General features: G+C 64.3%; 31 protein-coding genes and 1 tRNA gene. 5 read left to right on the forward strand and 27 right to left on the reverse strand.

Annotated features, from left to right (window positions below; genetic code table 11):
• Nucleotides 1-84 precede the first annotated feature (84 nt).
• A complete protein-coding gene (locus tag BA022_RS13215; protein ID WP_088887776.1) occupies nucleotides 85-1,014 on the reverse strand; it encodes a lysylphosphatidylglycerol synthase transmembrane domain-containing protein in 930 nt (309 codons plus the stop codon).
• Nucleotides 1,011-2,042: a glycosyltransferase family 2 protein gene (locus tag BA022_RS13220; RefSeq protein ID WP_088887777.1), complete on the reverse strand. Its 1,032-nt coding sequence runs from the start codon at nucleotides 2,040-2,042 to the stop codon at nucleotides 1,011-1,013. The genes BA022_RS13215 and BA022_RS13220 overlap by 4 nt, the downstream gene beginning before the upstream one ends.
• 103 nt (nucleotides 2,043-2,145) lie before the next feature.
• On the opposite strand from BA022_RS13220, the gene BA022_RS13225 reads away from it, so the two are divergent.
• The 3 genes from BA022_RS13225 to BA022_RS13235 are packed head-to-tail and all read left to right on the forward strand — an operon-like array spanning nucleotide 2,146 to nucleotide 6,007.
• Nucleotides 2,146-3,663, forward strand: a complete 1,518-nt coding sequence (locus BA022_RS13225) for an ArnT family glycosyltransferase (protein ID WP_088887778.1) — start codon at nucleotides 2,146-2,148, stop codon at nucleotides 3,661-3,663.
• Complete coding sequence (locus BA022_RS13230) at nucleotides 3,660-4,670, forward strand: NAD-dependent epimerase (RefSeq protein ID WP_088887779.1); 1,011 nt, start codon at nucleotides 3,660-3,662, stop codon at nucleotides 4,668-4,670. The genes BA022_RS13225 and BA022_RS13230 overlap by 4 nt, the downstream gene beginning before the upstream one ends.
• On the forward strand, nucleotides 4,667-6,007 hold the full coding sequence (locus BA022_RS13235) for a UDP-glucose dehydrogenase family protein (protein ID WP_088887780.1): 1,341 nt from the start codon (nucleotides 4,667-4,669) through the stop codon (nucleotides 6,005-6,007). The genes BA022_RS13230 and BA022_RS13235 overlap by 4 nt, the downstream gene beginning before the upstream one ends.
• A gap of 149 nt (nucleotides 6,008-6,156) precedes the next feature.
• Here the strand turns inward: BA022_RS13235 and BA022_RS13240 are convergent.
• The 25 genes from BA022_RS13240 to BA022_RS13360 all read right to left on the reverse strand — a co-directional run bounded on the left by BA022_RS13240 (nucleotide 6,157) and on the right by BA022_RS13360 (nucleotide 23,193).
• Nucleotides 6,157-6,233: transfer RNA gene (locus BA022_RS13240), tRNA-Met, on the reverse strand.
• A gap of 24 nt (nucleotides 6,234-6,257) precedes the next feature.
• A complete protein-coding gene (gene rplQ / locus BA022_RS13245; protein WP_011803868.1) occupies nucleotides 6,258-6,647 on the reverse strand; it encodes a 50S ribosomal protein L17 in 390 nt (129 codons plus the stop codon).
• Between the two features lie 89 nt (nucleotides 6,648-6,736).
• The gene (locus BA022_RS13250; RefSeq protein ID WP_011803867.1) at nucleotides 6,737-7,729 is read right to left on the reverse strand and encodes a DNA-directed RNA polymerase subunit alpha; all 993 of its coding nucleotides are present in this window, start codon (nucleotides 7,727-7,729) and stop codon (nucleotides 6,737-6,739) included.
• A 111-nt stretch (nucleotides 7,730-7,840) separates the two neighbouring features.
• Nucleotides 7,841-8,464 carry a 30S ribosomal protein S4 gene (gene rpsD / locus BA022_RS13255; RefSeq protein ID WP_012655444.1) on the reverse strand — a complete coding sequence of 208 codons (624 nt, stop codon included), beginning with the start codon at nucleotides 8,462-8,464 and terminating at the stop codon, nucleotides 7,841-7,843.
• Nucleotides 8,465-8,552: 88 nt separating this feature from the next.
• On the reverse strand, nucleotides 8,553-8,957 hold the full coding sequence (gene rpsK / locus BA022_RS13260) for a 30S ribosomal protein S11 (protein ID WP_011803865.1): 405 nt from the start codon (nucleotides 8,955-8,957) through the stop codon (nucleotides 8,553-8,555).
• Between the two features lie 17 nt (nucleotides 8,958-8,974).
• The gene (gene rpsM / locus BA022_RS13265) at nucleotides 8,975-9,340 is read right to left on the reverse strand and encodes a 30S ribosomal protein S13 (protein ID WP_011803864.1); all 366 of its coding nucleotides are present in this window, start codon (nucleotides 9,338-9,340) and stop codon (nucleotides 8,975-8,977) included.
• Between the two features lie 23 nt (nucleotides 9,341-9,363).
• A complete protein-coding gene (gene rpmJ, locus BA022_RS13270; protein ID WP_003050535.1) occupies nucleotides 9,364-9,477 on the reverse strand; it encodes a 50S ribosomal protein L36 in 114 nt (37 codons plus the stop codon).
• Nucleotides 9,478-9,621: 144 nt separating this feature from the next.
• On the reverse strand, nucleotides 9,622-10,941 hold the full coding sequence (gene secY, locus BA022_RS13275) for a preprotein translocase subunit SecY (RefSeq protein WP_011803863.1): 1,320 nt from the start codon (nucleotides 10,939-10,941) through the stop codon (nucleotides 9,622-9,624).
• A 23-nt stretch (nucleotides 10,942-10,964) separates the two neighbouring features.
• Nucleotides 10,965-11,396 (reverse strand): 50S ribosomal protein L15, encoded by a 432-nt coding sequence (gene rplO / locus BA022_RS13280; RefSeq protein ID WP_011803862.1) that lies wholly within the window; start codon nucleotides 11,394-11,396, stop codon nucleotides 10,965-10,967.
• A gap of 10 nt (nucleotides 11,397-11,406) precedes the next feature.
• Nucleotides 11,407-11,589, reverse strand: a complete 183-nt coding sequence (gene rpmD / locus BA022_RS13285) for a 50S ribosomal protein L30 (protein WP_012655443.1) — start codon at nucleotides 11,587-11,589, stop codon at nucleotides 11,407-11,409.
• A 14-nt stretch (nucleotides 11,590-11,603) separates the two neighbouring features.
• On the reverse strand, nucleotides 11,604-12,125 hold the full coding sequence (rpsE, locus tag BA022_RS13290) for a 30S ribosomal protein S5 (RefSeq protein ID WP_011803860.1): 522 nt from the start codon (nucleotides 12,123-12,125) through the stop codon (nucleotides 11,604-11,606).
• A 17-nt stretch (nucleotides 12,126-12,142) separates the two neighbouring features.
• The gene (gene rplR / locus BA022_RS13295) at nucleotides 12,143-12,508 is read right to left on the reverse strand and encodes a 50S ribosomal protein L18 (RefSeq protein WP_011803859.1); all 366 of its coding nucleotides are present in this window, start codon (nucleotides 12,506-12,508) and stop codon (nucleotides 12,143-12,145) included.
• An 11-nt stretch (nucleotides 12,509-12,519) separates the two neighbouring features.
• Complete coding sequence (rplF, locus tag BA022_RS13300; protein ID WP_011803858.1) at nucleotides 12,520-13,053, reverse strand: 50S ribosomal protein L6; 534 nt, start codon at nucleotides 13,051-13,053, stop codon at nucleotides 12,520-12,522.
• Between the two features lie 24 nt (nucleotides 13,054-13,077).
• Entirely contained in the window at nucleotides 13,078-13,473 is a 396-nt protein-coding gene (gene rpsH, locus BA022_RS13305; RefSeq protein ID WP_011803857.1) for a 30S ribosomal protein S8, read from the reverse strand.
• Between the two features lie 20 nt (nucleotides 13,474-13,493).
• Nucleotides 13,494-13,799 carry a 30S ribosomal protein S14 gene (gene rpsN, locus BA022_RS13310; protein ID WP_011803856.1) on the reverse strand — a complete coding sequence of 102 codons (306 nt, stop codon included), beginning with the start codon at nucleotides 13,797-13,799 and terminating at the stop codon, nucleotides 13,494-13,496.
• 9 nt (nucleotides 13,800-13,808) lie between these two features.
• A complete protein-coding gene (rplE, locus tag BA022_RS13315) occupies nucleotides 13,809-14,348 on the reverse strand; it encodes a 50S ribosomal protein L5 (protein ID WP_011803855.1) in 540 nt (179 codons plus the stop codon).
• Between the two features lie 9 nt (nucleotides 14,349-14,357).
• Nucleotides 14,358-14,678 carry a 50S ribosomal protein L24 gene (gene rplX / locus BA022_RS13320; protein WP_011803854.1) on the reverse strand — a complete coding sequence of 107 codons (321 nt, stop codon included), beginning with the start codon at nucleotides 14,676-14,678 and terminating at the stop codon, nucleotides 14,358-14,360.
• A gap of 10 nt (nucleotides 14,679-14,688) precedes the next feature.
• Complete coding sequence (gene rplN, locus BA022_RS13325) at nucleotides 14,689-15,057, reverse strand: 50S ribosomal protein L14 (protein WP_011803853.1); 369 nt, start codon at nucleotides 15,055-15,057, stop codon at nucleotides 14,689-14,691.
• 191 nt (nucleotides 15,058-15,248) lie between these two features.
• On the reverse strand, nucleotides 15,249-16,847 hold the full coding sequence (locus BA022_RS13330; RefSeq protein WP_088887781.1) for a glycerol-3-phosphate dehydrogenase/oxidase: 1,599 nt from the start codon (nucleotides 16,845-16,847) through the stop codon (nucleotides 15,249-15,251).
• A gap of 101 nt (nucleotides 16,848-16,948) precedes the next feature.
• On the reverse strand, nucleotides 16,949-18,682 hold the full coding sequence (locus BA022_RS13335; RefSeq protein WP_088887782.1) for an ABC transporter substrate-binding protein: 1,734 nt from the start codon (nucleotides 18,680-18,682) through the stop codon (nucleotides 16,949-16,951).
• 174 nt (nucleotides 18,683-18,856) lie between these two features.
• Nucleotides 18,857-19,165 (reverse strand): DUF2160 domain-containing protein, encoded by a 309-nt coding sequence (locus BA022_RS13340; protein ID WP_011803850.1) that lies wholly within the window; start codon nucleotides 19,163-19,165, stop codon nucleotides 18,857-18,859.
• Nucleotides 19,166-19,177: 12 nt separating this feature from the next.
• Complete coding sequence (locus BA022_RS13345) at nucleotides 19,178-19,990, reverse strand: carbohydrate ABC transporter permease (protein WP_012655440.1); 813 nt, start codon at nucleotides 19,988-19,990, stop codon at nucleotides 19,178-19,180.
• Complete coding sequence (locus BA022_RS13350) at nucleotides 19,983-20,879, reverse strand: carbohydrate ABC transporter permease (protein WP_012655439.1); 897 nt, start codon at nucleotides 20,877-20,879, stop codon at nucleotides 19,983-19,985. The genes BA022_RS13345 and BA022_RS13350 overlap by 8 nt, the downstream gene beginning before the upstream one ends.
• Nucleotides 20,880-21,026: 147 nt before the next feature.
• The gene (locus tag BA022_RS13355) at nucleotides 21,027-22,097 is read right to left on the reverse strand and encodes an ABC transporter ATP-binding protein (protein ID WP_088888620.1); all 1,071 of its coding nucleotides are present in this window, start codon (nucleotides 22,095-22,097) and stop codon (nucleotides 21,027-21,029) included.
• A 1-nt stretch (nucleotide 22,098) separates the two neighbouring features.
• The gene (locus BA022_RS13360; RefSeq protein ID WP_088887783.1) at nucleotides 22,099-23,193 is read right to left on the reverse strand and encodes an ABC transporter ATP-binding protein; all 1,095 of its coding nucleotides are present in this window, start codon (nucleotides 23,191-23,193) and stop codon (nucleotides 22,099-22,101) included.
• Between the two features lie 194 nt (nucleotides 23,194-23,387).
• On the opposite strand from BA022_RS13360, the gene BA022_RS13365 reads away from it, so the two are divergent.
• Both BA022_RS13365 and glpK read left to right on the forward strand, forming a co-directional pair.
• Nucleotides 23,388-24,155: a DeoR/GlpR family DNA-binding transcription regulator gene (locus BA022_RS13365; protein WP_041838933.1), complete on the forward strand. Its 768-nt coding sequence runs from the start codon at nucleotides 23,388-23,390 to the stop codon at nucleotides 24,153-24,155.
• Between the two features lie 49 nt (nucleotides 24,156-24,204).
• Nucleotides 24,205-25,701 carry a glycerol kinase GlpK gene (gene glpK / locus BA022_RS13370; protein WP_088887784.1) on the forward strand — a complete coding sequence of 499 codons (1,497 nt, stop codon included), beginning with the start codon at nucleotides 24,205-24,207 and terminating at the stop codon, nucleotides 25,699-25,701.
• The last annotated feature ends 95 nt before the right edge of the window (nucleotides 25,702-25,796 follow it).

Here is a 25,796-nt window from a genome sequence, read left to right on the forward strand (position 1 = left end):
CGCTTATCCATCAAGCGCAAGGTGCTATCAATTTGATAAAAGTACACCAATGATGGCCAGGCCATCGCGGGCCAGCGCCCGGGCCTACCGCCCCGCGCTGCGCGGCAGGCCGAACGCCAGCGCCCCCAGCGCGCCCTGCGCCAGGCCGTAGACGCCATAGACCACGCCCACGCCCACGGCGGCGGACGCGGCCACGCCGAAGGGGGCCAGCGCGGCCACGGCGGCCGCCTCGCGCGTGCCCCAGCCGCCCACGCTCACCGGCAGCGCCGCCATCAGGAACACGGGCGCGATCGCCCAGGCCCACACGCTGGCCGGCAGCGCCACACCCAGTGCCAGCCCGCCCCCCGCCAGCGCCGCGGCCGACAGCAGCTGCACCGCCGCCGATGCCCCGGCCTGCCAGACCAGTTGACGCGGGAAGTCGGGGCGCGTTGCGGCTTCACGCAGCGGTGCGAGCCAGCCGCCCGCAAACCGGCGGCTGCGCAGCAGCGCAGGCAGGCACCAGGGCAGCGCCAGCCACAGCAGCGTGCCTGCGAGCATCAGCGCGATGAAAAGCCCCGGCGGCAACCGCAGCCAGGGCGCCAGCACGTCGGCACAGGCGGCAGCGCCCAGGCCGCCGATGGCGCACAGCATCCACAGGCCGCTCAGCCGGTCCAGCACCACCGACCAACTGGAGGCCGCCGTGTCCTGACCGCTACCACGCAGTACCACGGCGCGGTACACGTCGCCCCCCACCACGGCCCCCGGCAGCAACGCATTCAGGCCGATGGCCTGGAAGTACCAGCGGCAGGCATCGCGCGCGCTCGCGTTGGCGCCCAGCCACCGCGCCAATGCCCGCCAGCGCAGCGCCGAGACGAGGTTGGAAGCGATGCCCGCCAGCAGCCCCGCCAGCAGCCACACTGGCTGGGCCTGGCGCAGTTGGCTCCACACGCGGGCCGGATCGGCCAGCGCCACCACTGCACCCAGCAGGGCCAGGCCCACCAGGCCGCGCAGCAGGGCCTTGAACGGACGTTTCACGCTATGTTATTGGTAGCTGCTTGCGCTTGCTGGTCGGGCGCTGCAGGCATATTTACTCTTGAATCCGGCACATATTCCTGCGCATGGAACTGCGGTGCCCCGCCGGCCTCGTGGTAGATGCGCATCAGCAGCTCGCCGATCAGGCCCGCCACTACCATCTGCACGCCCATCAGCACCAGCATGACGCCGGCAAGCAGCAGTGGCCGGCCGCCGATGTCCTCGCCCAGCACTTTTTGCAGCAGCAGCCAGGCCAGGATCAGCACGCCCGGCGCAGCCAGCCACAGCCCCAGCCCGCCGAAGGCATGCAGCGGGCGCTGGCGGTAGCGCATGAAGAAGACGATGAGGATCAGGTCCAGGATGACGCGGAAGGTGCGGTCGATGCCGTACTTGGACACGCCGCGCGTGCGCGCATGGTGGCGCACCGGCACTTCCGTGATGCGCGCGCCCGCCTCCTTGGCCAGCGACGGGATGAAGCGGTGCAGCTCGCCGTAGAGGCGGATGCGGTCGATGATGGGCCGGCGGTAGGCCTTGAGCGCGCAGCCGTAGTCGTGCAGGTGCACGCCCGTGGCGCTGGAGATCAGCCGGTTGGCGATGCGCGAGGGCAGCTTGCGCGACAGCTCCGCGTCCTGCCGGTCCTTGCGCCAGCCGCTGACCATGTCTACGCTGGAGTCTGTCTCCAGGCGCTCCAGCAGCAGCGGAATGTCGCCGGGTTCGTTCTGCAGGTCGGCATCCAGCGTCACCACATAGCGGCCGCGCACGCGATCGAAACCCGCCTGCAGGGCGCTCGACTGGCCGTAGTTGCGTGCCAGGAACACCGGGCGCAACCAGGGGCGCGTGGCCGCCAGTTCACGCAGCGTGTCGGCGCTGCCGTCGCGCGAGCCGTCGTCCACCGCCAGCAGTTCGAAGCTGAGCGGCTGCGCGGACATCGCCTGCGCGATGCGCTCCACGAGGTCGGGCAGGTTCTCGACCTCGTTGTAGATCGGCACCACGATGGAGACGTCGGGTGCTGGAGTAGGGGCGGTGTTCATCAAGGAAACAGTTGTAGCGGGATAATGGCTGCGATTGTGCCTCGCGCGCCCCGCGCGTTCGCGCCCGCCGGACGCACACGGTGCGCTACTTTCCCCTTGCCCCATGACCGCCTCCACCGCGCCCCGCGCGCTTTCGTCCCGCCTTCCCTGGGCCCACCCGCTGTTCTGGTTCGCGGCCATCTCGCTGGCGCACGTGGCCATGCGCCTGCTTGCGTCGCCCGCGCTGAAGTGGGATGAGGCCGAGCAGATTCTGTGGACCCAGGAGCTGGCACTGGGCTACGGCCCGCAGCCGCCGCTGTACACCTGGCTGCAGTGGGCGATGAACCAGGTGTTCGGCCCCAGCGTGCTGGCGCTGTCGCTGCTCAAGCATGGGCTGCTGGCACTGACGTATTCGCTCATGTACCTGGCCGGGCGGGAACTGCTGGACGAGCGGGGGGCCTTCTGGGCGTCGGCGAGCATGGTGCTGATGCCCGCGCTGGGCTGGTATTCGGTCCGCGACCAGACCCATACCATCCTCGTCACGGCGATGGCCTGTGGCGCGTGGTGGCTGCTGCTGCGCATCGTGCGGCGCCCCCGGCCGCTGGACTTTGCCTTGCTGGGGCTGGTGTGCGGCTTCGGCATGCTGGGCAAGTACAGCTTCGCGCTGGTGGCGGGCGCCATGCTGCTGGCGGCACTGTCGGTACCCGAGGCGCGCCGCGCGCTGCTGTCGCGCGGCTGGTGGTGGGCGCCCCTGGTGGGCCTGCTGGTCGTGCTGCCGCATGTGGCATGGCTGCTGTCACACCTCACCGAGGCGACGTCCGGCACCATCAGCAAGATGAACATCCAGCCTGAAAACGGGCTGGTCAAGGGCCTGCTGAGGCTGCTGGAGGGTGTGGTCCCCAGCACGCTGCTGCTGTGGGCGCTGTTCGCGTTGTGGGCTTTCCGTTCGGCTTGGTGGCAGCGGCCGCTGGCGCCGGTGTCGCCGCCGATGCACCGCGTGTTCGTGCGCTACCTGGGCCTGGTGTTGCTGGCGCTGGCCGGCATGGTGGTGTTTGCAGGCGTGAGCAACTTCAAGGGCCGCTGGATACTTCCACTGCTGTGTATGGCACCCCTGGCCGCCTTCTCTGCGCGGCCCGAATTGCAACACCACCCGCGTGCACGGCGCTACACGATCGCTGTGGTCACGATGGCCGTCATCCTGCTGGTCGCTGCCGGCATACGCCCCTGGTTCAGCGGACTGCGCGGCGAGGTGGATGAACTGAACCACCCGTCCATCGAACTGGCGGACGCCCTGCGCGCCGCGGGCTATGACGGCACCAGCCCCATCGTCGCGTCCGACCATATGCTGGCCGGCATGCTGCGGGTGCGCTTTCCCGACGCGTTGGTGGACGCCTGTGCGCCGGGCGAAGACGAGATCCCGACCTGTGTCGCCGACCACTTGCGCCGCAGCGTGCAGCGGGGGCAAGGCCTGCTCTTGATTTCACGCACCGACTACGTTCCGTCGAGCTGGTGGGATCAGGCCCAGGCCCGCATCGCGCCGCGTGCGCTGCAGTCCATCCACCTGCCCTTCCACATGGTGCGCGCGGGCACACCCCAGGCCCATTACGAATACATCTGGAGCCCACGCGGCACACAACCATGAGCGTCACCCTGGTCACCGGCTGCGCCGGCTTCATCGGCATGCATTGCGCGCAGCGGCTGCTGGAGCGCGGCGAACGCGTGGTGGGCATCGATAACCTCAATGCCTACTATGACGTCGGCCTGAAGCACGCGCGCCTGGGCCGCTTGCACGGTCAGGGCGAATTCACTTTCGAGCAAATCGATGTCGCCGACCGCGAAGCCATGCATGCGCTGTTTGCGCGGGTGCGTCCCCATCGGGTGTTGCATCTGGCGGCACAGGCCGGCGTGCGCTACTCCATCGACCAACCCGACGATTACACCGACTCCAATCTCCTGGGCTTCGGCAACATCCTGCAGGGCTGCCGCGCACAGCAGGTGGAGCACCTGGTGTTTGCCAGCAGCTCCAGCGTGTACGGAGGCAACGCGAAGTTGCCGTTCTCCGAGCGCGACGCGGTGGACCATCCCGTCAGCTACTACGCGGCGACCAAGAAGGCCAATGAGGTCATGGCGCATGCCTACGCACACCTGTACGGCATTCCGACCACGGGCCTGCGGTTTTTCACGGTGTATGGGCCATGGGGGCGGCCCGACATGGCGCTCTTCAAGTTCACCCGCGCCATGCTTGCGGGCGAGACGATCGACGTCTACGGCGAAGGTCAGTTGGTGCGTGACTTCACCTACATCGACGACATCGTCGAGGGCGTATTGCGCGTACTCGACAAGCCCGCCACACCCGACGCCGCTTTCGATCCACTGTCGCCGTCGCCCGGCACGGGCCTCGCGCCCTACCGTATCTTCAATATCGGCAACAGCGCTCCTACGCTGCTCATGGACTACATCCATGCACTGGAGGAGGCGTTGGGGATGGTCGCCCTCAAGCGCATGCTTCCACTACAGCCCGGCGACATGCACAGCACGGCGGCCGACATGTCGGCACTGGCTTCCTGGGTCGGCTTTGCCCCCCATACGCCCGTGCGGGACGGCGTGGCGCGCTTCGTCCACTGGTACAAGGACTTCTACTCATCATGAAAGTTACGGTTTTTGGCACCGGCTATGTCGGCCTGGTGCAGGGTGCAGTGCTGGCCGACGTCGGCCACGATGTGATCTGCGTGGACGTCGATGCCGCCAAGGTGGCCGCGCTGCAGGCAGGCCATATCCCCATCCACGAGCCGGGGCTGGAGCCCCTGGTGCAGGCCAACCAGGCGGCAGGCCGCCTGCGCTTCACTACTGACGCCGCTCAGGGCGTGGCCCATGGGGAGCTGATCTTTCTCGCCGTCGGCACCCCGCCCGATGAGGACGGCAGCGCTGATCTGCAGCATGTGTTGGCCGTCGCGCGCACCATCGCGACCCACATGACCGAGCCGAAGACCATCGTCAATAAATCCACCGTCCCCGTAGGCACGGCCGACAAGGTCGCCGATACCGTACGCAAGGTGCTGGAGACGCGGGGCGTGGCCTTGGCATTCGAGGTGGTGTCCAACCCCGAATTCCTCAAGGAAGGCGCTGCCGTCGCCGATTGCAAGCGGCCCGACCGTATCGTCATCGGTACACGCGCACCCCAGGCCGAGCGCCAATTGCGGGAGCTGTATGCGCCTTTCAATCGGAACCACGACCGCATCGTGATAATGGATGTACGCAGCGCCGAACTGACGAAGTACGCCGCCAACGCCATGCTGGCCACCAAGATCAGCTTCATCAATGAAATGGCCAACCTGGCCGAGCAACTGGGTGCGGACATCGAAGACGTGCGCCGCGGGCTCGGAAGTGACCCGCGCATTGGCTACCACTTCATCTATCCCGGCGTGGGTTACGGCGGGAGCTGCTTTCCCAAGGACGTCAAGGCCCTCATCCACACGGCCCAGTCCATTGGCTTCACCCCCGATCTGCTGCTGGCGGTCGAAAGCCGCAATGACGCGCAGCGGCAGTTGCTGGCGCGGCGCATCATTGCGCACTACGGCGGCAACCTGCGCGGCAAGACCATCGCGGTCTGGGGGCTGGCCTTCAAGCCAGAAACCGATGACATGCGCGAAGCGCCCAGCCGTTACCTCCTGCAGAGCCTGTGGGCGGCAGGCGCCCAGGTGCGCGCCCACGACCCGGCCGCCATGGACGAGGCCCGGCGCATTTTCGGAGAGCGTGACGACCTGGTGCTGTGCGGCAGTCCCACCGAGGCATTGGAAGGAGCGGACGCGTTGGCCATCGTGACGGAATGGAAAATCTTCCGCGTGCCCGACTTTGCGCAGATGGCCCATGCGCTCCACGACCGTATGGTCTTTGACGGACGCAACCTCTATGACCCCGAGACAATTTCGCGCTTCGGCCTGGGGTACGTATCAATAGGACGCGCGCCAGTCGTCGGCATGTCCTGAAACACAACCACGTGGGGGGACCTAAGACAACAGAGGGCCGTTTCCGTCCGCCCTCGGGTCCCGCGCGCCGCAGATTCAAGAAGCGGAGCAGCCTGAACAAAAACAAAAAGACCCACCGAAGTGGGCCTTTTTTTCTGACTGTCAGAACTTGGTTGCGCGAGAAGGATTTGAACCTCCGACCTTTGGGTTATGAGCCCAACGAGCTACCAGACTGCTCCATCGCGCGGTAGACAGAAATTATAACCTATATTTAAGCTTCCGTGGAGGAAACTTCAGGCGTCTCAGCACGATCCACCAGTTCGACATACGCCATAGGCGCGTTGTCGCCCACCCGGAAACCCATCTTCAAAATACGGGTGTAGCCGCCGGGGCGCGTCTTGAAACGCGGACCCAGGTCGTTGAACAGCTTCGTCACGCTGTCACGATCACGCAGGCGATTGAAAGCCAGGCGGCGATTCGCAACGGAATCTTCCTTGGCCAGGGTGATCATGGGCTCGATCACGCGGCGCAGTTCCTTGGCCTTGGGCAAGGTGGTCTTGATGGCCTCATGCTCGATGAGCGAGTTCATCATGTTCTGCAGCATCGCGAGGCGGTGCGAGCTGGTGCGATTGAGTTTACGGAGACCGTGTCCGTGGCGCATGGTGCTTTCCTTTGATGTAATTAAATCGGGCAGCCGTATCAGGTACTGCCCGAGGCACTGGCTCTTTTCAAAGAGCCCAAAATTATAACTTAACGCTTGTCGAGCCCTGCCGGAGGCCAGTTCTCGAGCTTCATACCCAGGGTCAGGCCGCGCGAAGCGAGCACTTCCTTGATCTCGTTGAGCGACTTGCGACCCAGGTTCGGCGTCTTCAGCAGTTCATTCTCGGTTCGCTGAATCAGATCACCGATGTAATAGATGTTCTCCGCCTTGAGGCAGTTGGCGGAGCGAACGGTGAGTTCCAGTTCGTCCACAGGACGCAGCAGGATCGGATCGAAGGTCGCAGCGCCGCGAGAGCTTGCCGGCGCATCGAAAGCTGCCAACTCACCGCCTTCCAACTGCGCGAACACTGCCAGTTGTTCCACCAGAATCTTGGCGGAAGCGCGGACCGCGTCCTCGGCAGTAATAGCGCCGTTGGTTTCGATCTCGACGACGAGCTTATCCAGGTCCGTGCGCTGTTCCACACGCGCGCTCTCGACGGTATAGCTCACGCGTTTCACCGGCGAGAAGGAAGCATCCAGCACGATACGGCCAATGGACTTCGTCGCCTCGTCCGCGTAGCGGCGCAGATTGCCGGGCACGTAACCGCGGCCCTTCTCCACCTTGATCTGCATGTCCAGCTTGCCGCCCGCAGACAGCGTGGCAATGACGTGCTCGGGGTTCACGATTTCAACGTCGTGCGGCGTCTGGATGTCGCGCGCCGTGACGACGCCTTCGCCATCCTTGCGCAGGCTCAGCGTGACTTCGTCACGGTTGTGCAGCTTGAACACCACCCCCTTGAGGTTCAGCAGGATGTTGACCACATCCTCCTGAACGCCGTCAATGGACGAGTATTCGTGCAAGACACCGGCAATCGTCACCTCCGTTGCTGCGTAACCCACCATGGAAGAGAGCAGTACACGGCGAATGGCATTGCCCAGCGTGTGCCCGTAACCGCGCTCAAAAGGCTCCAACGCCACCTTGGCACGGTTGGGGCCAAGTTGCTCGACATTGATTGCCTTGGGTTTCAGCAAATTGGTTTGCATGCAGACTTCCTCTCAATACCCCCAGCTCGTTACACCGGTAAGGCTGGTGAAGCGCCTAAACCGCGATGCCTCGCGGTTCAGGGACGATTTCGGCTAACTTAAAGCTATGGTTTAACGCGAGTACAACTCAACGATCAGGGATTCGTTGATGTCTGCACCGAACTCATCGCGATCCGGGACCTTCTTGAAGGTACCTTCTACCTTGTCGGCATTCACTTCGACCCAAACGGGCATGCCCACCTGCTGCGCCAGTTGCAAGGCTTCAACAATACGTGCTTGCTTCTTGGATTTTTCGCGTACCGCAACCACGTCGCCGGCCTTGACCAGATAGGATGCGATGTTGACGCTTTGACCATTCACCGTGATGGCCTTGTGGGACACGAGCTGACGCGCTTCGGCACGGGTAGAGCCGAAGCCCATGCGGTAAACCACGTTATCCAGGCGGCACTCGAGCAGGCCGAGCAAATTAGCGCCCGTATTGCCCTTGAGGCGTTCAGCGGCCTCGAAATAGCGGCGGAACTGCTTTTCCAGCACGCCATACATGCGCTTGACTTTCTGCTTTTCGCGCAGTTGCAGACCATAGTCTGACGTACGCGCACCGGAAGTACGGCCATGCTGGCCTGGCTTCGAATCAAACTTGGCCTTGTCCGCGATAGAGCGGCGTGCGCTCTTCAGGAACAGGTCGGTGCCTTCGCGGCGGGAGAGTTTGGCCTTAGGGCCGAGATAACGTGCCACTTTTTATATCCTTGAATCGACTGCCGCAGCGGACTGCGGGAGCCACCATCGCGCCAGGCGATCGGTGGCGGTGGGCTTATGAAACCGATTAAATACGGCGGCGTTTCTGGGGACGGCAACCGTTGTGGGGCACAGGCGTCACATCCGAGATGGAGGTGATGCGGATGCCGAGAGCGCCCAGCGCGCGCACCGAGGACTCGCGGCCAGGACCGGGACCCTTGATTTCGACATCGAGGTTCTTGATGCCTTGTTCAATGGCTGCGCGACCGGCCACTTCCGATGCCACCTGAGCAGCAAAAGGAGTCGACTTGCGCGAACCCTTGAAACCCTGGCCACCAGAAGACGCCCAGGACAGAGCATTGCCTTGGCGATCGGTGATCGTAATGATCGTGTTGTTGAAGGAGGCGTGCACGTGGGCGATGCCGTCCGAAATGTTCTTGCGAACCTTCTTGCGCACACGTTGCGCGGCATTATTGGCAGGAGATTTAGCCATAGTGATCTTTCAGAATCTTACTTCTTCAGTGCCGCTGCACCCTTGCGCGGGCCCTTGCGGGTGCGTGCGTTGGTGCGCGTGCGCTGACCACGCATCGGCAGACCGCGACGATGACGGAAACCGCGATAGCAACCAATGTCCATCAGTCGCTTGATGTTCATCGTGGTCTCACGGCGCAGGTCACCTTCGATGGTGAACTGAGCGATCTGGTCGCGAATCTTCTCCAGATCGGCATCGGTCAATTCCTTGACCTTCTTGGAATAAGCAATTCCGCATGCCTCGCAAATCTTGCGAGCACGGGTACGCCCGATCCCGTAGATGGCCGTCAGGCCAATCTCGGTGTGCTGATGGGGCGGGATATTGATACCAGCAATACGTGCCATGTTCGTCCTCTAATACTTCCCAATCAACCTTGGCGCTGCTTGTGGCGCTGATCCGTGCAGATCACGCGCACAACGCCCTTGCGGCGGATGATTTTGCAGTTACGGCAAATTTTCTTGACCGAAGCCGAAACCCTCATTGCATTCTCCTAAACTTGTCCAATCGTTCCGGCCCAGTGCGCGGAACACAAAATAAGTGCCCGCGATGGATCGAAGGGCATCAATAAGCCGTTGCTTCTTGGCGAACCCGCGACTATAGCGCATTCGCCAAAGGCACACGGACATCAGGTACCTAATGTCGTCTTGAAGTTAGCCTTCTTCAGCAGCGACTCGTACTGCTGCGACATCATGTAGTTCTGTACCTGAGCCATGAAGTCCATCGTCACGACAACGATGATCAGCAACGACGTACCACCAAAATAGAACGGCACGTTGTACTTCAGGATCAGGAACTCGGGCAGCAAACACACGAATGTGATGTAAACAGCCCCGGCCAGCGTCAGCCGCACCAGGATCTTGTCGATGTAGCGCGCGGTATGTTCACCCGGGCGGATGCCTGGAATGAATGCTCCGCTCTTCTTCAGGTTGTCTGCCGTTTCGCGGCTGTTGAAAACCAGAGCCGTGTAGAAGAAACAGAAGAAGATGATCGCCGCGGCGTAGAACATCACATAGACCGGCTGGCCGGGCGTCAGTGCCGCAGAAATATCACGCAACCACCGCATCGACTCTCCCGCGCTGAACCAATTCACAATGGTTGCAGGCAGCAGGATGATGGACGATGCAAAGATTGGAGGAATCACACCTGCCATGTTGAGCTTCAAAGGCAGATGGGAGGATTGCCCACCATAGACCTTGTTGCCCACCTGGCGCCGCGCATAGTTCACCAGTATCTTGCGCTGACCACGTTCGACGAAGACGACGAAGTACGTCACCAGTCCCACGACGATCACGATGAAGATGGCTGCCAGGATGCTCATCGCCCCCGTGCGCACCAGCTCCAACAGACCACCGATAGAACTGGGCAGACCCGCGGCGATACCGGCAAAGATCAGGATCGAAATACCGTTGCCCAGGCCACGCTCGGTGATCTGTTCACCCAGCCACATCAGGAACATCGTGCCGGCGGTCAGACTGACCACTGCCGTGAGCCGGAAGCCGAAGCCCGGACTCAACACGAGACCTGCGGAGCTCTCCAGAGCCACCGCGATACCCAGCGATTGGAAAATCGCCAAGCCCAACGTTCCATAACGAGTGTACTGCGTGATCTTGCGGCGCCCGGCCTCCCCTTCCTTCTTCAACTGCTCGAATGTGGGCACCACATAGGTCATCAGCTGCATGATGATCGATGCCGAGATGTACGGCATGATCCCCAGCGCGAAGACCGTGAAGCGCGAGAGCGCTCCACCCGAAAACATATTGAAAAGGTTGAGAATGCCGCCCTGCTGGCCACTGAACAACTGCTGCAGCTGCGCCGGGTCAATCCCAGGAACGGGAATGTGCGCGCCTATGCGGTACACAACCAACGCGAGCAGCAGAAAGACCAGACGCCGGCGTAGATCGCCAAACTTACCGGTTTTTGCCAGTTGAGCTGCGTTAGTAGCCACAGATGCCTTTCGTCAGAACCAGATCAGGCCAGGCTACCGCCGGCCGCTTCGATGGCAGCCTTGGCGCCAGCAGTTGCGGTGATTCCCGACAGCTTCACAGCCTTGGAAATCTCGCCACTCTTGATCACCTTGACCACTTTGGCCAGCTCGCCCACCAGTCCTGCGTTTTTCAACGCCAGCACATCCACCTCAGCCAACCCCAGGTTTTCCAGGGCGGTCAAGGAGATTTCCGCATTGAACTTCAGCAGGTGCGATTTGAAGCCGCGCTTGGGCAGACGGCGCTGCAAAGGCATTTGACCGCCTTCGAAGCCCACCTTGTGGTACCCCCCGGAGCGGGACTTTTGTCCCTTGTGGCCACGGCCAGCGGTCTTGCCCAGGCCGGAACCAATGCCGCGACCAACGCGGCGCGCGGCGTGCTTGGCACCATCTGCGGGCTTGATGCTATTGAGTTCCATCATCAACCTCTCAGAGGACTTTGACCAGATAGCTGATCTTGTTAATCATGCCGCGCACTTCAGGCGTGTCCTTGAGTTCGCTGATGCTGTTGAGCTTGCGAAGACCCAGGCCACGAACGGTAGCGCGGTGCGATTCTTTGGTGCCAATCGGGCTGCGCACCAGTTGAATCTTGATGGTTTGTTGCGTTGTCATTGCACGCCTCCCTATCAGGCAGCGAAGAGGTCTTCGACCGTCTTACCGCGCTTAGCGGCCACTTCGGCCGGCGTAGTGGAATTGGTCAGGGCGTCAAACGTGGCGCGAACCATGTTGTAAGGGTTGGACGAACCGTGGCTCTTGGCCACGATATCGGTAATGCCCATCACCTCGAACACGGCGCGCATCGGGCCGCCAGCGATGATGCCGGTACCCTTGGGGGCCGGGGCCATCATCACCACGGCTGCGCCGTGGTGGCCCGTCACGTTGTGGTGAATGGTGCCGTTCTTCAGCGACACCTTCACCATGTTGCGACGTGCCTCTTCCATGGCCTTTTGCACGGCGGCGGGCACTTCCTTGGACTTACCCTTGCCCATGCCCACGCGGCCGTCACCATCGCCAACCACCGTCAGCGCAGCGAAGCCCAGAATGCGGCCACCCTTCACGACTTTGGTCACGCGGTTGACCGCGATCATTTTTTCGCGCAGACCGTCGTCCTGACCTTCGCTCTGTACCTTGGGTTGAAATTTAGCCATTTTGTATTCCGCTCCGCTTAGAACTGCAGGCCGGCTTCACGGGCTGCATCGGCCAGGGCCTTCACGCGGCCGTGGTATGCAAAACCTGCACGATCAAATGCAACCTTCTCGACACCGGCCGCCTTCGCCTTCTCGGCGATGCGCTTGCCGATGATCTGGGCTGCAGCGGCGTTGCCACCCTTGCCCGAGCCACCGAGCGACTTGCGCACATCGGCTTCGGCCGTGGATGCGCTGGCCAGCACCTTGCTGCCATCGCCGGAGATCACACTGGCGTAGATATGGAGATTCGTACGATTGACCGTCAGACGCGCGACACCTTGCTGGGCAATGCGGATGCGGGTCTGGCGGGCACGACGAAGACGCTGCTCTTTTTTGGTCAACATGCTGCAGCTCCTTACTTCTTCTTGGTCTCTTTGATCGTGACTTTTTCGTCCGCGTAGCGGATACCCTTGCCCTTATAGGGCTCGGGCGGACGAACGGCACGGATCTCGGCGGCCAGCTGGCCCACCACTTGGCGGTCAGCACCCTTGATCACGATTTCGGTGGGCGTCGGCGTGGCAACGGTGATGCCGGTGGGCATCTCGAAGTTCACGGGATGCGAAAAACCGATGGCCAGGTTCAGCTTGTTGCCGGAGGCTGCTGCCTTGAAGCCCACGCCAATCAGCGTCAACTTCTTCTCAAAGCCCTTGCTCACACCGACCACCATGTTGTTCACCAACTGGCGCACGGTGCCGCTCATGGCATTGGCTTCACGCGAGTCGTTGACCGGCTCAAAGCTCAGCTTGCCTTCGTTGTTAGACACCTTCACCAGCGCGTTCTGCGCCAGCGACAGCACGCCACCAGCACCCTTGACACTGATCTGGTCGTCCTTGATGGACACATCCACGCCTGCGGGGATGCTTACCGGGGATTTACCTACACGGGACATTTCAGTCTTCTCCTCAATGCCACGTTAAGCGACGTAGCAAAGCACCTCGCCACCGACACCGGTAGCGCGCGCCTTGCGGTCGGTCATCACACCCTTGGGCGTCGTGACAATTGCCACACCCAGGCCATTCATGACTTGCGGAATGGAACCACAGCCCTTGTACACGCGCAGGCCGGGACGGCTCACGCGCTCGATGCGCTCGATCACCGGGCGACCGGCGTAGTACTTCAGGGTGATTTCGAGTTCAGTCTTGCCGCTCTCGGACTTCACTTCGAAGCCGTCGATATAACCCTCGTCCTTCAGCACCTGGGCGATGGCAACCTTCACTTTGGAAGAAGGCACCGACACGGTGGCCTTGGACACCATTTGTGCGTTGCGGATGCGGGTCAGCAAGTCAGCGATGGGATCACTCATGCTCATGTTGTATCTCTCCTGCCTGCTTACCAGCTGGCCTTGGTGACACCGGGGATGTCACCGGCAAATGCCAGTTCACGGATCTTTGCGCGACCCAGACCGAATTGACGGAAAGTGCCGCGGGGACGACCGGTGATTTCGCAGCGGTTACGCTGGCGCGTGGGGTTGGCGTTGCGAGGCAGTTTCTGCAGGCCCAGACGGGCCGCTTCGCGCTCTTCGTCGCTGCGCTTGGCATCGCCGGCAATCGCCTTCAGTTCCGCGTACTTGGCGGCGTACTTGGCGGCCAGTTTTTCGCGCTTCAGTTCGCGCTGGATCAAAGCTACTTTAGCCATACGCTGCCTTTAGTTCTTGAACGGGAAACGGAAAGCCGTGAGAAGCGCCTTGGCTTCTTCGTCGGTCTTGGCCGTCGTGGTGATGCTGATGTTGAGGCCGCGCAAGGCATCCACCTTGTCGTACTCGATCTCAGGGAAAATGATCTGCTCTTTGACGCCGATGTTGTAGTTGCCACGGCCGTCGAATGCGCGACCGGAGATACCACGGAAGTCGCGCACGCGGGGCAGCGCGATCGTCACGAAGCGATCCAGGAATTCGTACATCTGCGCACCGCGCAGCGTCACCATGCAGCCGATGGCCTGGCCTTCGCGGATCTTGAAACCGGCGATAGCCTTCTTGGCCTTGGTCACCACGGGCTTCTGACCAGCGATCTTGGTCAGGTCCGCCACGGCGTTGTCCATGATCTTCTTATCCGCCACGGCCTCGCTCACGCCCATGTTGAGCGTGATCTTGGTCAGACGGGGAACCTGCATGGGCGAGGTGTAACCGAACTGCTTGACCAGTTCGGGGGCGATCTTGTCGCGGTAGATTTCTTGCAGTCGTGCCATGTGGACTCCTTAGGCAGCCTTGATTTCGGCGCCGCTGGACTTGAACACGCGAACACGCGTGCCGTCGGCCTGCACCTTGATGCCCACGCGGTCAGCCTTGCCGGTAGCGGCATTGAAAATGGCCACGTTGGATTGGTGGATGGGCATGGCCTTTTCCACGATGCCGCCAGTCGTACCCTTCATGGGGTTCGGCTTGACATGCTTCTTGACCAGGTTAATGCCTTCGATGACCAGATGAGAGTCATCCTTGCGCAGCGACACCGTGCCGCGCTTACCCTTGTCGCGCCCGGTGAGCACGATGACTTCGTCGCCCTTGCGGATCTTGTTCATGGCGCGTCCTTTAGAGAACTTCGGGAGCCAGGGACACGATCTTCATGAAGCGCTCGGTACGCAGTTCACGCGTCACGGGGCCGAAGATGCGGGTGCCGATGGGCTCCAGCTTGGAATTGAGCAACACTGCTGCATTGCCGTCGAACTTCACGAGCGAACCGTCGCCGCGGCGGATACCCTTCGCCGTACGCACAACCACTGCGCTGTAGACCTCGCCCTTCTTGACGCGGCCACGCGGAGCAGCTTCCTTCACGCTCACCTTGATGATGTCGCCAACGCTGGCATAGCGACGCTTGGAACCGCCCAGCACCTTGATGCACAGGACGGACTTCGCGCCGGTATTGTCGGCAACGTCTAACCGAGATTCTGTTTGGATCATTTCAATATTCCCAACTTGCACCAGCGGTCGAATGCCCCGAAGCCTTTCAAGGCGGCCGACCTGCCAGTCAGTCTTGGGCCCGTCGTCCACGCCGCAAACCATTTGCGGCGCTTCCCGCTGGGCAGAAACCTCGCGCACTTAACGCGAAGCCCGGTAGTATCGCAAACTTAAAACCGGGCGTCAAGCGCTTTTTATGCCGGCACCGTGGCGTAGTGTGCGGCCAACTCCAGGAACGCGGGCAGCTGCGGGTCCTTGCCGGGGATTTCCTCGCGCAGGATGTCCGCCACGCGCGGCGCCAGCGCGGCCGCCAGGCGCGCATCGAGAAACAGCACGCGCGAGCGCCGTGCGAGCACGTCCTCCACGGTGCGTGCGTACTCATGGCGCGCGGCAAAGCGCACCATGGCCTCGCTGAGCCCTTCGGCCAGTTGCACCTGCGAACCCGGAAGGGCTTGCACCCGTGCGGCCTCGTCACCGTAGGAATGCAGACCCTGGGGCGCGTTCATTCCCTGTCGCTCCCGGGTGGCACCGGCTCCTACCAGGGGCAGCGCAACGGTGATCCCGCCCGGGCGGCGCGGCAGCAGGTGTTCGTCCATGCACTTGAGCAGTACATCCTCGGCCATGGCGCGGTAGGTGGTCCACTTGCCGCCAGTCACGGTGACCAGCCCGCTGCGGCTGGCCAGCACGGTGTGTTCCCGGCTGATGCTCTTGGTGGCGGCGGCGTCTTCGTCCGAGGGCTTGACCAAGGGACGCAGGCCCACCCAGATGCTGCGCACATCGCTCGCCTGGGGGGCGCGCCGCAGGTAGCGCGCCGATTCCCCCAGGATGAAGGCCACTTCCTCCCGCATGGCCTGGGGCTCGCGTGCCAGATCCTGGCGTGGGCTGTCGGTCGTGCCCAAAATCACCTTGCCCAGCCAGGGCACCGCAAACAGCACCCGCCCGTCGGCCGTCTTGGGCACCATCAGCGCATGGTCGGAGGGCAAGAACTCGCGGTCCACCACGATGTGCACCCCCTGGCTGGGCGCCACCATGGGCTTGGCGGGCTGGCCGCTCACATCACCGTCGCGCTGACGCAGGGCATCCACCCACACGCCGGTGGCGTTGACCACGCAGCGCGCACGCACCTCGTAGCGCTGCCCGGTTTCGGCATCCTGGCAAACCACGCCCGCCACCTTCCCCCCGTCGTACAACAGGTCGTCCACGGGGCAGTAGTTGAGAAGCAGAGCCCCCCGCTGCGCGGCGGTACGCGCCAGGGCCAGGGCCAGTCGGGCGTCGTCGAACTGCCCGTCCCAATACTTCACGCCGCCCTTGAGCCCGTCGGCCATGGCCGTGGGCAGGCAGCGCAGGGTCTCCATGCGCCCAAGGAATTCGGTAGGCCCCAGGCCCGCCTTGCCAGCCAGGGCGTCGTACATCTTCAGTCCCACACCGTAGAACGGCGTTTCCCACACCTTGTAAGAAGGCATGACGAATGCCAACGGCTGCGCCAGATGGGGGGCGTTGCGCAACAGCGTGGTGCGCTCGTGCAGCGCCTCGCGCACCAGGGCGATGTTGCCCTGCGCGAGGTAGCGCACGCCGCCGTGTACCAGCTTGGTGGCACGCGAGGAGGTGCCCTTGGCGAAGTCGTGCGATTCCAGCAGCACGACGGAAAAGCCGCGCGCCGCCGCATCGAGCGCCACCCCCAGGCCCGTCGCCCCACCTCCGACGACCGCCAGGTCGTAGGTCACGGGTTGAGCCAGGCGGGCCAGCAGGTCGGCCCGTACGGTTGCCAAAGGGGTGGAGGTGTCGCTAGTCATAAGGGGAATGGTCCGTAACCCTGGCGGAAAAATCAGGGTTTACCCTGAATTGTGACCGGATCCGCGGGATGGGCCCGGCAAAGGGCCCATCCGCTGCGGCATCAACGCACCTTGCCGTCCTTCCAGGCCTGCAGCAGGGTGTTGTAGTTGATGGTTTCGCCCTTGGGCTTCTCATTGGCGAGCTTCTTCCAGGGCGCGTGCTTATCGCTCAGCCACTTGGCCGGGTCACCCTTGGGATTCAGCTTGGGCGCGCAGCGCTCCATGCCGGCGCGCTGCAGGCGGGCCATCACCTGGTCCATCTCGTCGGCCAGTGTGTCCATGGCTGCCTGCGGGGTCTTCTCGCCCGTGACGGCCTGGGCCACGTTCTTCCACCACAGCTGCGCCAGCTTGGGGTAGTCGGGCACGTTGGTGCCGGTGGGAGACCAGGCCACGCGCGCCGGGCTGCGGTAGAACTCGACCAGGCCGCCCAGCTTGGGCGCCATGTCGGTCATGGCCTTGGAGCGGATGTCGGACTCGCGGATCGGCGTCAGGCCGACGACGGTCTTCTTCAGCGACGTGCTCTTGGCCGTCACGAACTGGGCGTAGAGCCACGCGGCGGCCAGGCGGTCGGGGTTGTGGTCCTTGAAGAAGGTCCAGCTGCCCACGTCCTGGTAGCCGTTTTGCATGCCCTGCTTCCAGTACGGGCCGTTGGGACCGGGGGCCATGCGCCACTTGGGCGTGCCGTCGGCGTTGACCACGGGCAGGCCGGGTTTGGTCATGTCGGCGGTGAAGGCGGTGTACCAGAAGATCTGCTGCGCGATCTGGCCCTGGGCGGGCACGGGGCCGGCCTCGCCGAAGGTCATGCCCATGGCTTCCTTGGGCGCGTACTTCTTCATCCAGTCCACGTACTTGGTGAGCGCATAGACGGCGGCCGGAGAGTTGGTGGCGCCGCCACGGGCCACGCTGGCGCCCACCGGGGTGCACTTGTCGTCGGCCACGCGGATGCCCCATTCGTCGATGGGCAGGCCGTTGGGCGTGCCGATGTCGGCGCTGCCGGCCATGGACAGCCAGGCGTCGGTGAAGCGCCAGCCCAGCGACGGGTCCTTCTTGCCGTAGTCCATGTGGCCGTAGATGGGCTTGCCGTCGATGTTCTTCACATCGTTGGTGAAGAACTCGGCGATGTCCTCATAGGCGCTCCAGTTCAGCGGCACGCCCAGGTCGTAGCCGTACTTGGCCTTGAACTTGTCCTTCAAGTCCTTGCGGTCGAACAGGTCGGCGCGGAACCAGTACAGGTTGGCGAACTGCTGGTCGGGCAGCTGGTACAGCTTGCCGTCCGGGGCGGTGGTGAACTTGGTGCCGATGAAGTCCTGCAGGTCCAGGCCGGGGTTGGTGTAATCCTTGCCCGGGCCGGCCATGTAGTCGGACAGGTTCAGGATCTTGCCGTAGCGGTAGTGGGTGCCGATGAGGTCGGAGTCGCTGATCCAGCCGTCATAGATGGACTTGCCCGACTGCATGGAGGTCTGCAGCTTCTCGACCACGTCGCCTTCCTGGATCAGGTCGTGCTTGACCTGGATGCCCGTGATCTCGCTGAACGCCTTGGCCAGGGTCTTGGATTCGTACTCGTGCGTGGTGATGGTCTCGGAGACCACCGCGATCTCCTTCACGCCCTTGGCCTGCAGCTTCTTGGCCGCGTCGATGAACCACTTCATCTCGGCCATCTGCTGGTCTTTGCTCAGCGTGGAGGGCTGGAACTCGCTGTCGATCCACTTCTTGGCCTCGGCCTCGCCGGCCCAGGCTGCCTGCCCCAGCGCCAGCGCCGCGGCGGCGAACGCGATCGCCTTGAACTGCATCTTCATTGCTGTCTCCTCACAAGAACGCTCCCCGGGGGTTGGATGGGCGCCGGTGCCGGGGGAGAGTCGGCTGGCCCCTTTTATAAAAATGTGAGCTACTGGCGCTTGTTGTTATTGGGTTTTAGATAGTTTTCTATCTCAAATCCCCGTAAATCAAGCGTAAGCAGCTATCTTTTTTGACTACCCTTTACGCAGCACCAGCGCCAGCACCAGCATGGACAGCACGAAGCTGATCCACACCGAGGGCTCGGCCTCCAGCGAGAACCACTGCGCCATCTTCTCGCCCAGGCCCACCCAGGCCAGGTTGATGTACGCGGCGGTGAGCAGGCCGATGAACAGCCGGTCGCCGCGCGTGGTGGTCATGGGCAGGAAGCCCTTGCGCTCCACCGTGGGGGATTGGATTTCCCACACCGTCATGCCGATCAGCATGAGCACGATGCAGGTGAAGAACACCGCCACCGGGGTGGTCCAGGCCATCCAGTCGAACATTGCCCGCCCTCCTCAAACACGGCCCATCGCGAACCCCTTCGCGATGTAGTGGCGCACGAACCAGATCACGATGGCGCCGGGCACGATGGTCAGCACCCCGGCAGCGGCCAGCGTCGCCCAGTCCATGCCGCTGGCGCTCACGGTGCGCGTCATGGTGGCCACGATGGGCTTGGCATTCACGCTGGTGAGCGTGCGTGCCAAGAGCAATTCCACCCACGAAAACATGAAGCAGAAGAACGCTGCCACGCCCACGCCCGCCTTGATCAGCGGCAGGAAGATGGTGAGGAAAAAGCGCGGAAAGCTGTAGCCATCGATGTACGCCGTCTCGTCGATCTCGCGCGGGATGCCGCTCATGAAGCCTTCCAGGATCCACACCGCCAGCGGCACGTTGAACAGCAGGTGCGCCAGCGCCACGGCGATGTGCGTGTCCATCAGCCCCACGGTGGTGTAGAGCTGGAAGAATGGCAGCAGGAACACGGCCGGCGGCGTCATGCGGTTGGTCAACAGCCAGAAGAACACGTGCTTGTCGCCCAGGAACTGGTAGCGGCTGAACGCATAGGCCGCGGGCAGCGCCACGGTGAGCGAGATCACCGTGTTGATGGCCACGTAGATCAGGCTGTTGATGTAGCCCGAGTACCAGCTCTCGTCGGTAAAGATGGTCTGGTAGTTGGCCCAGGTGAAGTGCTGGGGCCACAGCGAGAAGCTGGACAGGATCTCCTCGTTGGTCTTGAAGCTCATGTTGACCATCCAGTAAATGGGCAGCACGGCGAACACCAGGTAGGCGATCAGGAACAGCGTGCGTTTCTGGAAGCGGGGCTCATTCATGGCCGGCACCCTCCTTCGGCGTGGTGCCCACGCGCTGCATCCAGTTGTAGAGGATGAAGCACAGCAGCAGGATGATGAGGAAGTAGATCAGCGAGAACGCCGCCGCCGGCCCCAGGTCGAACTGGCCCACGGCCTTTTGCGTGAGGTACTGGCTGAGGAAGGTGGTCGCGTTGCCCGGCCCGCCGCCGGTGAGCACGAAGGGCTCGGTGTAGATCATGAAGCTGTCCATGAAGCGCAGCAGCACGGCGATCATCAGCACGCCGCGCATCTTGGGCAGCTGGATGTAGCGGAACACGGCGAACTTGCTCGCGCCGTCGATGCGCGCGGCCTGGTAGTACGCGTCGGGAATGCTGCGCAGCCCCGCGAAGCACAGGAGCGCCACCAGCGGAGTCCAGTGCCACACGTCCATGGCCAGCACGGTGAGCCAGGCGTGGGTGGCGTTGCCGGTGTAGCTGTAGTCGAAGCCGATGGCCTCGAACGCCGCGCCCAGCAGGCCGATGTCCGAGCGGCCAAAGATCTGCCAGATGGTGCCCACCACGTTCCACGGGATCAAGAGCGACAGCGCCACGATGACCAGCACCGCCGACGACTTCCAGCCCTGCGCGGGCATGCTGAGCGCCAGCAGGATGCCCAGTGGAATTTCCACCAGCAGCACCGCCAGCGAGAACGTGAGCTGGCGCACGAGCGCGCCGTGCAGTTCCTCGTCGCGCAGCACGGCGGCGAACCATTCCGTGCCCACGAACACGCGGCGCTCGGGGCTGATGATGTCTTGCACCGAGTAGTTCACCACCGTCATCAAGGGCAGGATGGCCGAGAAGGCCACGCACAGAATCACCGGCAGCACCAGGAACCAGGCCTTCTGGTTCACGGGTTTGGTCGTACTACTCATGGCAGTGCTCCAGGGAGTGGGCATTGCCTGCGACGCGCACCACTGGTGCGGCGCAGACGGCGGTGCGCCCAGCAAGGGCCGCTCCGCAGCAAAGGGCGCCGTCCCCCTTCCAGGGGGAAGCCGCGCAGCGGCTCAGGGGGTAGCCATTCATGGCAGCAGCTCCTCGTTCTTGTAGAAGCAGGTGTGCTCGCCCAGCACCTGCAGCCAGACCGCCTCATCCGGCGCGGGCAGCGCCTGCTCGGGCGCGAAGCGGGCCTTGAGGGACTGACCCTCCACGGTGGCCGTGAGCATCTGGTGCGTGCCCACGTCCTGCACGCGCGCCACGGTGCAGCGCAACGCACCGGGCGCATGCGCGTCGGCCAGGGCCAGGTATTCGGGGCGCACGCCCAGTTGCACAGTGCCCTCCGGCAGCGCACGCGGCAGGGCCCAGCGCTGCGCGGCCACGGTGATCTCGCCGCCCTGCACCTGCGCGGGCAGGAAGTTCATGCCCGGCGAGCCGATGAAGTGGCCCACGAAGGCGTGCTGCGGGCGCTCGAACAGATCGCCCGGCGTGCCCATCTGCACCACGCGCCCGCGCGTCATCACCACCACCTGGTCGGCGAAGGTGAGTGCCTCCACCTGGTCGTGCGTCACGTAGATCAGCGTGAGCTTGAGCTCATGGTGGATCTGCTTGAGCTTGCGGCGCAGCTGCCACTTGAGGTGCGGGTCGATCACCGTGAGCGGCTCGTCGAACAGCACGGCCGCGACGTCCTCGCGCACCAGGCCGCGGCCCAGCGAGATCTTCTGCTTGGCGTCGGCCGACAGGCCGGCCGCGCGCTGGTCGAGCTGGCCGCTCATCTCCAGCATCTCGGCGATTTTCCCCACGCGCTGGCGGATGTGCGCCTCGGGCACCTTGCGGTTCTTCAGCGGGAAGGCCAGGTTCTCGGCCACCGTCATGGTGTCGTAGATCACCGGGAACTGGAACACCTGGGCGATGTTGCGCTCCTGCGGGCTCGCGCGCGTGACGTCGCGGCCGTCAAACCGCACCTGCCCCTGCGAGGGCACGAGCAGGCCGGACATGATGTTCAGCATGGTGGTCTTGCCGCAGCCCGAGGGGCCCAGCAGCGCGTAGGCGCCGCCGTCGTCGAAGACCATGTCCAGCGGCAGCAGCGCGTAGTCGCTGTCCTGCTGCGGGCGGTGTTTGTAGGAATGCGCCAGGTTGAGCTCGATGCGCGCCATGTCAGTGCCCTCCCTGCGCGCGTTCCGAGGCGCGTACGGGCGCCAGGGCCAGCGCGCCATCGGCGCCGAACACATAGGCCTGCGCCGGATCGAGGTACAGCGTGACGGCGCTGCCCAGTTCCAGATAGTGCACGCCCGTGACCTGCGCCACCAGCGCGCCCCAGGGCGTGGCGGCGTGCACGAAAGTGTCGGAGCCGGAGATCTCCGCCAGCTCCACCACGCCCTGCACCGCCACGTCGCCCGCGCGCTGGGCCAGCCGCAGGGCACTGGCGCGCAGGCCCACCGTGAGCGTGCCGCCCGCAGGGGCCTGCAGCGGCTGGCGCAGGGCCAGCACGCTGCCGCCCGCCAGCTGCACGCCGCCGGGCACGGGCTGCGCGGGCAGCAGGTTCATGGGCGGATCGCTGAAGGCGCGTGCCACGCGCAGCGAGCGCGGCGCGTGGAACACCTCGGCCGTAGGGCCGTACTGCAGCAGCTCGCCCTCGTGCAGCACAGCGGTGTAGCCGCCCAGCAGCAGCGCCTCGCCCGGTTCGGTGGTGGCGTAGACCACGGTGGAGCCACCGGCGGCGAACAGCTGCGACAGTTCCTCGCGCAACTCCTCGCGCAGCTTGTAGTCCAGGTTGACCAGGGGCTCGTCCAGCAGCATCAGCGGGGCGCCCTTGGCCAGTGCGCGCGCCAGCGCCACGCGCTGCTGCTGCCCGCCCGACAGCTCGGAAGGCAGCCGATCGAGGAAAGGCGTGATGTGCAGCCGCTCGGCCAGTTCGCGCACGCGCGCGGCCACGTTCTTGTCGCCGCGCAGCTTGAGCGGCGAGGCGATGTTGTCCGCCACCGTGAGCGACGGGTAGTTGATGAACTGCTGGTACACCATGGCCACGTTGCGCTCACGCACGGGCACGCCGGTGACGTCCACGCCGTCCACACGCACGCGGCCCTGGGTGGGCCGGTCCAGCCCGGCCATGATGCGCATCAGGCTGGTCTTGCCCGCCTGCGTGGCCCCCAGCAGCACGGTCACGGCGTCGCTGTGCAGCCGCAGGCCCATGCCATGCAGCCACACCTGCGGGCCGACCCGCTTGGTGATGCCGTCCAAAATCAGCTCCATGCGCGCTCCTCGCCTCCCCTGTGGCAGCGGGGTGCCAGGCGTCCGCACGCCTGCCACTCCCGACAAAATCTTCGTATTCATTCATTTTTGTTCTTTTGTGATCGAAACGAATCAAGGTTTACCCTTGTTCGATTCCTTTTTGTTCGTTTTAAAGTGCATCCCGCCCCACTGACATGCCCGCCCCAGCGCCGCCCGTGAACACCAACCCCCGCCAACTCCAGTTGCTCGATGAAGTACGCCTGCGCAAGTCGCTGAGCGTGGAGCAGTTGGCCGACATCCTGGGCGTGACGCTGCAGACCGTGCGCCGCGACGTACAGCGCCTGGCCGAACTGGGCCTGGTCAGCCGCTTTCATGGCGGGGTACGCATGCCCAGCTCCACCGTGGAGAACCTGGCCTATACCCAGCGCGAGGCGCTGAACTCCACGGGCAAGGCGCGCATCGCGCGCGCCGTGGCCGCGCAGGTGCCCGACAACTGCTCGCTGATCCTGAACATCGGCACCACCACCGAAGCCATTGCCAAGGCGCTGCTGCACCACAAGGGCCTGCGCGTGCTGACCAACAACCTGAACGTGGCCGCCATCCTGTGCGCCAACCCCGACTGCGAGGTGATCGTGGCCGGGGGCGTGGTGCGCAAGCGCGACCGCGCCATCGTGGGCGAGGCGGCGGTGGACTTCATCCGCCAGTTCCGCGTGGACATCGCGCTCATCGGCATCTCCGGCATCGAGCCCGACGGCTCGCTGCGCGACTACGACATGCGCGAGGTCAAGGTCGCGCAGACCATCATCGAACACGCGCGCGAGGTCTGGCTGGCCGCCGACCACACCAAGTTCAACCGTCCGGCCATGGTGCAACTGGCGCAGCTCGCGCAGATCGACCGGCTGTTCACCGACGCGCCGCCGCCCGAGCCCTTCCCGGCCCTGCTGCACGAGGCCGGCGTGCAATGCACCGTAGCTGCCGCATGAGTGGCCCTCCCGGCGACTGAACAGCGCCCCAACACGTTACGCTCCGCCCATGACCTACCTGCTCGCACTCGACCAAGGCACCTCCAGCTCCCGCAGCATCGTGTTCGACGAACGTGGCCGCATCGTGGCCCAGGCGCAGCGCGAGCTGCCGCAGATCTATCCCCGCCCCGGCTGGGTGGAACATGACCCGCGCGAGATCTGGCGCACGCAGCTCGCCACCGCGCAGGACGCGCTGCGCGAGGCGCGCATCACCGCGCAGGACGTGCGCGCCCTGGGCATCACCAACCAGCGCGAGACCACCGTGCTGTGGAACCGCCGCACCGGCGAGCCCGTGCACCACGCCATCGTCTGGCAGGACCGGCGCGCCGAGCCCGCCTGCGCGCAACTGCGCGAACAGGGCCATGCCGCCGCCATCCAGGCCAAGACGGGCCTGCTGATCGACGCCTACTTCTCCGGCACCAAGCTGCAATGGCTGCTGGACCACGTGCCCGGCGCGCGCGACGCGGCCGAGGCCGGCGAGCTGGCCTTCGGCACCGTGGACAGCTGGCTCATCTGGCAGCTCACCGGCGGCAAGCGCCATGTCACCGACGTGAGCAACGCCAGCCGCACCATGCTGTTCAACGTGCACACCAACCAGTGGGACGATGAGCTGCTGCAGCTTTTGCGCATCCCGCGCGCGCTGATGCCCGAAGTGCTGCCATCGGCCAGCGACTTCGGCGCCACCGACGCGGCGCTGCTGGGCGGCCCGATCGCCATTGGCGGCGTGGCGGGCGACCAGCAAAGCGCGCTCTTCGGCCAGGCGTGCTTCACCGCCGGCATGGCCAAGAACACCTACGGCACGGGCTGTTTCATGCTCATGCACACCGGCAGCCGCTTTCAGAAAAGCGAGAACGGCCTGCTCACCACCAGCGCAGCGCAGGCAGGCCGATCGCCCGAGTACGCCATGGAAGGCAGCGTGTTCGTGGGCGGCGCCGTGGTGCAGTGGCTGCGCGACGGGCTGCGCGCCATCTCGGCCAGCTCCGAGGTGCAGGCGCTGGCCGAAAGCGTGCCCGACTCGGGCGGCGTGATGATGGTGCCCGCCTTCACCGGGCTGGGCGCGCCCTACTGGAAGCCCGATGCGCGCGGCACCATTACCGGCCTCACGCGCGGCACCACCATCGCGCACATCGCGCGCGCCGCGCTCGAATCCATTGCCTACCAGAGTGCCGCGCTGCTGGCCGCCATGAGCCGCGACGCCGTGGCCGCAGGCGGCGCCCCGGTGAGCGAGCTGCGCGTGGACGGCGGCGCCTGCGTGAACGACCTGCTGATGCAGTTCCAGGCCGACCTGCTGGGCATTCCCGTGGTGCGCCCCGCCGTGGTGGAGACCACCGCCCTGGGCGCCGCCTACCTGGCGGGCCTGGCGAGCGGCGTGTATGCCAGCACCGACGAGCTGTCTGCCCTGTGGCAAGCCGAGCGGCGCTTCACCCCCACCCTGCCGCGCAGCCAGGCCGAGGCGTTGATGGCGCGTTGGGAGCACGCCGTCGCGCAGGCCGTGCTACCCGGTTGACGTAAAAACCATAGCTGCTGGCGCTTGCTGCAACCCATTTTCAGATATAAAACACTCTGAACCTCCCGCGTAGCAAGCGCGAGCAGCTCCTGTTT

It is taken from the genome of Diaphorobacter nitroreducens (genome assembly GCF_002214645.1).
In the GTDB taxonomy this organism is placed as follows: Bacteria; Pseudomonadota; Gammaproteobacteria; order Burkholderiales; family Burkholderiaceae_C; genus Diaphorobacter; species Diaphorobacter nitroreducens.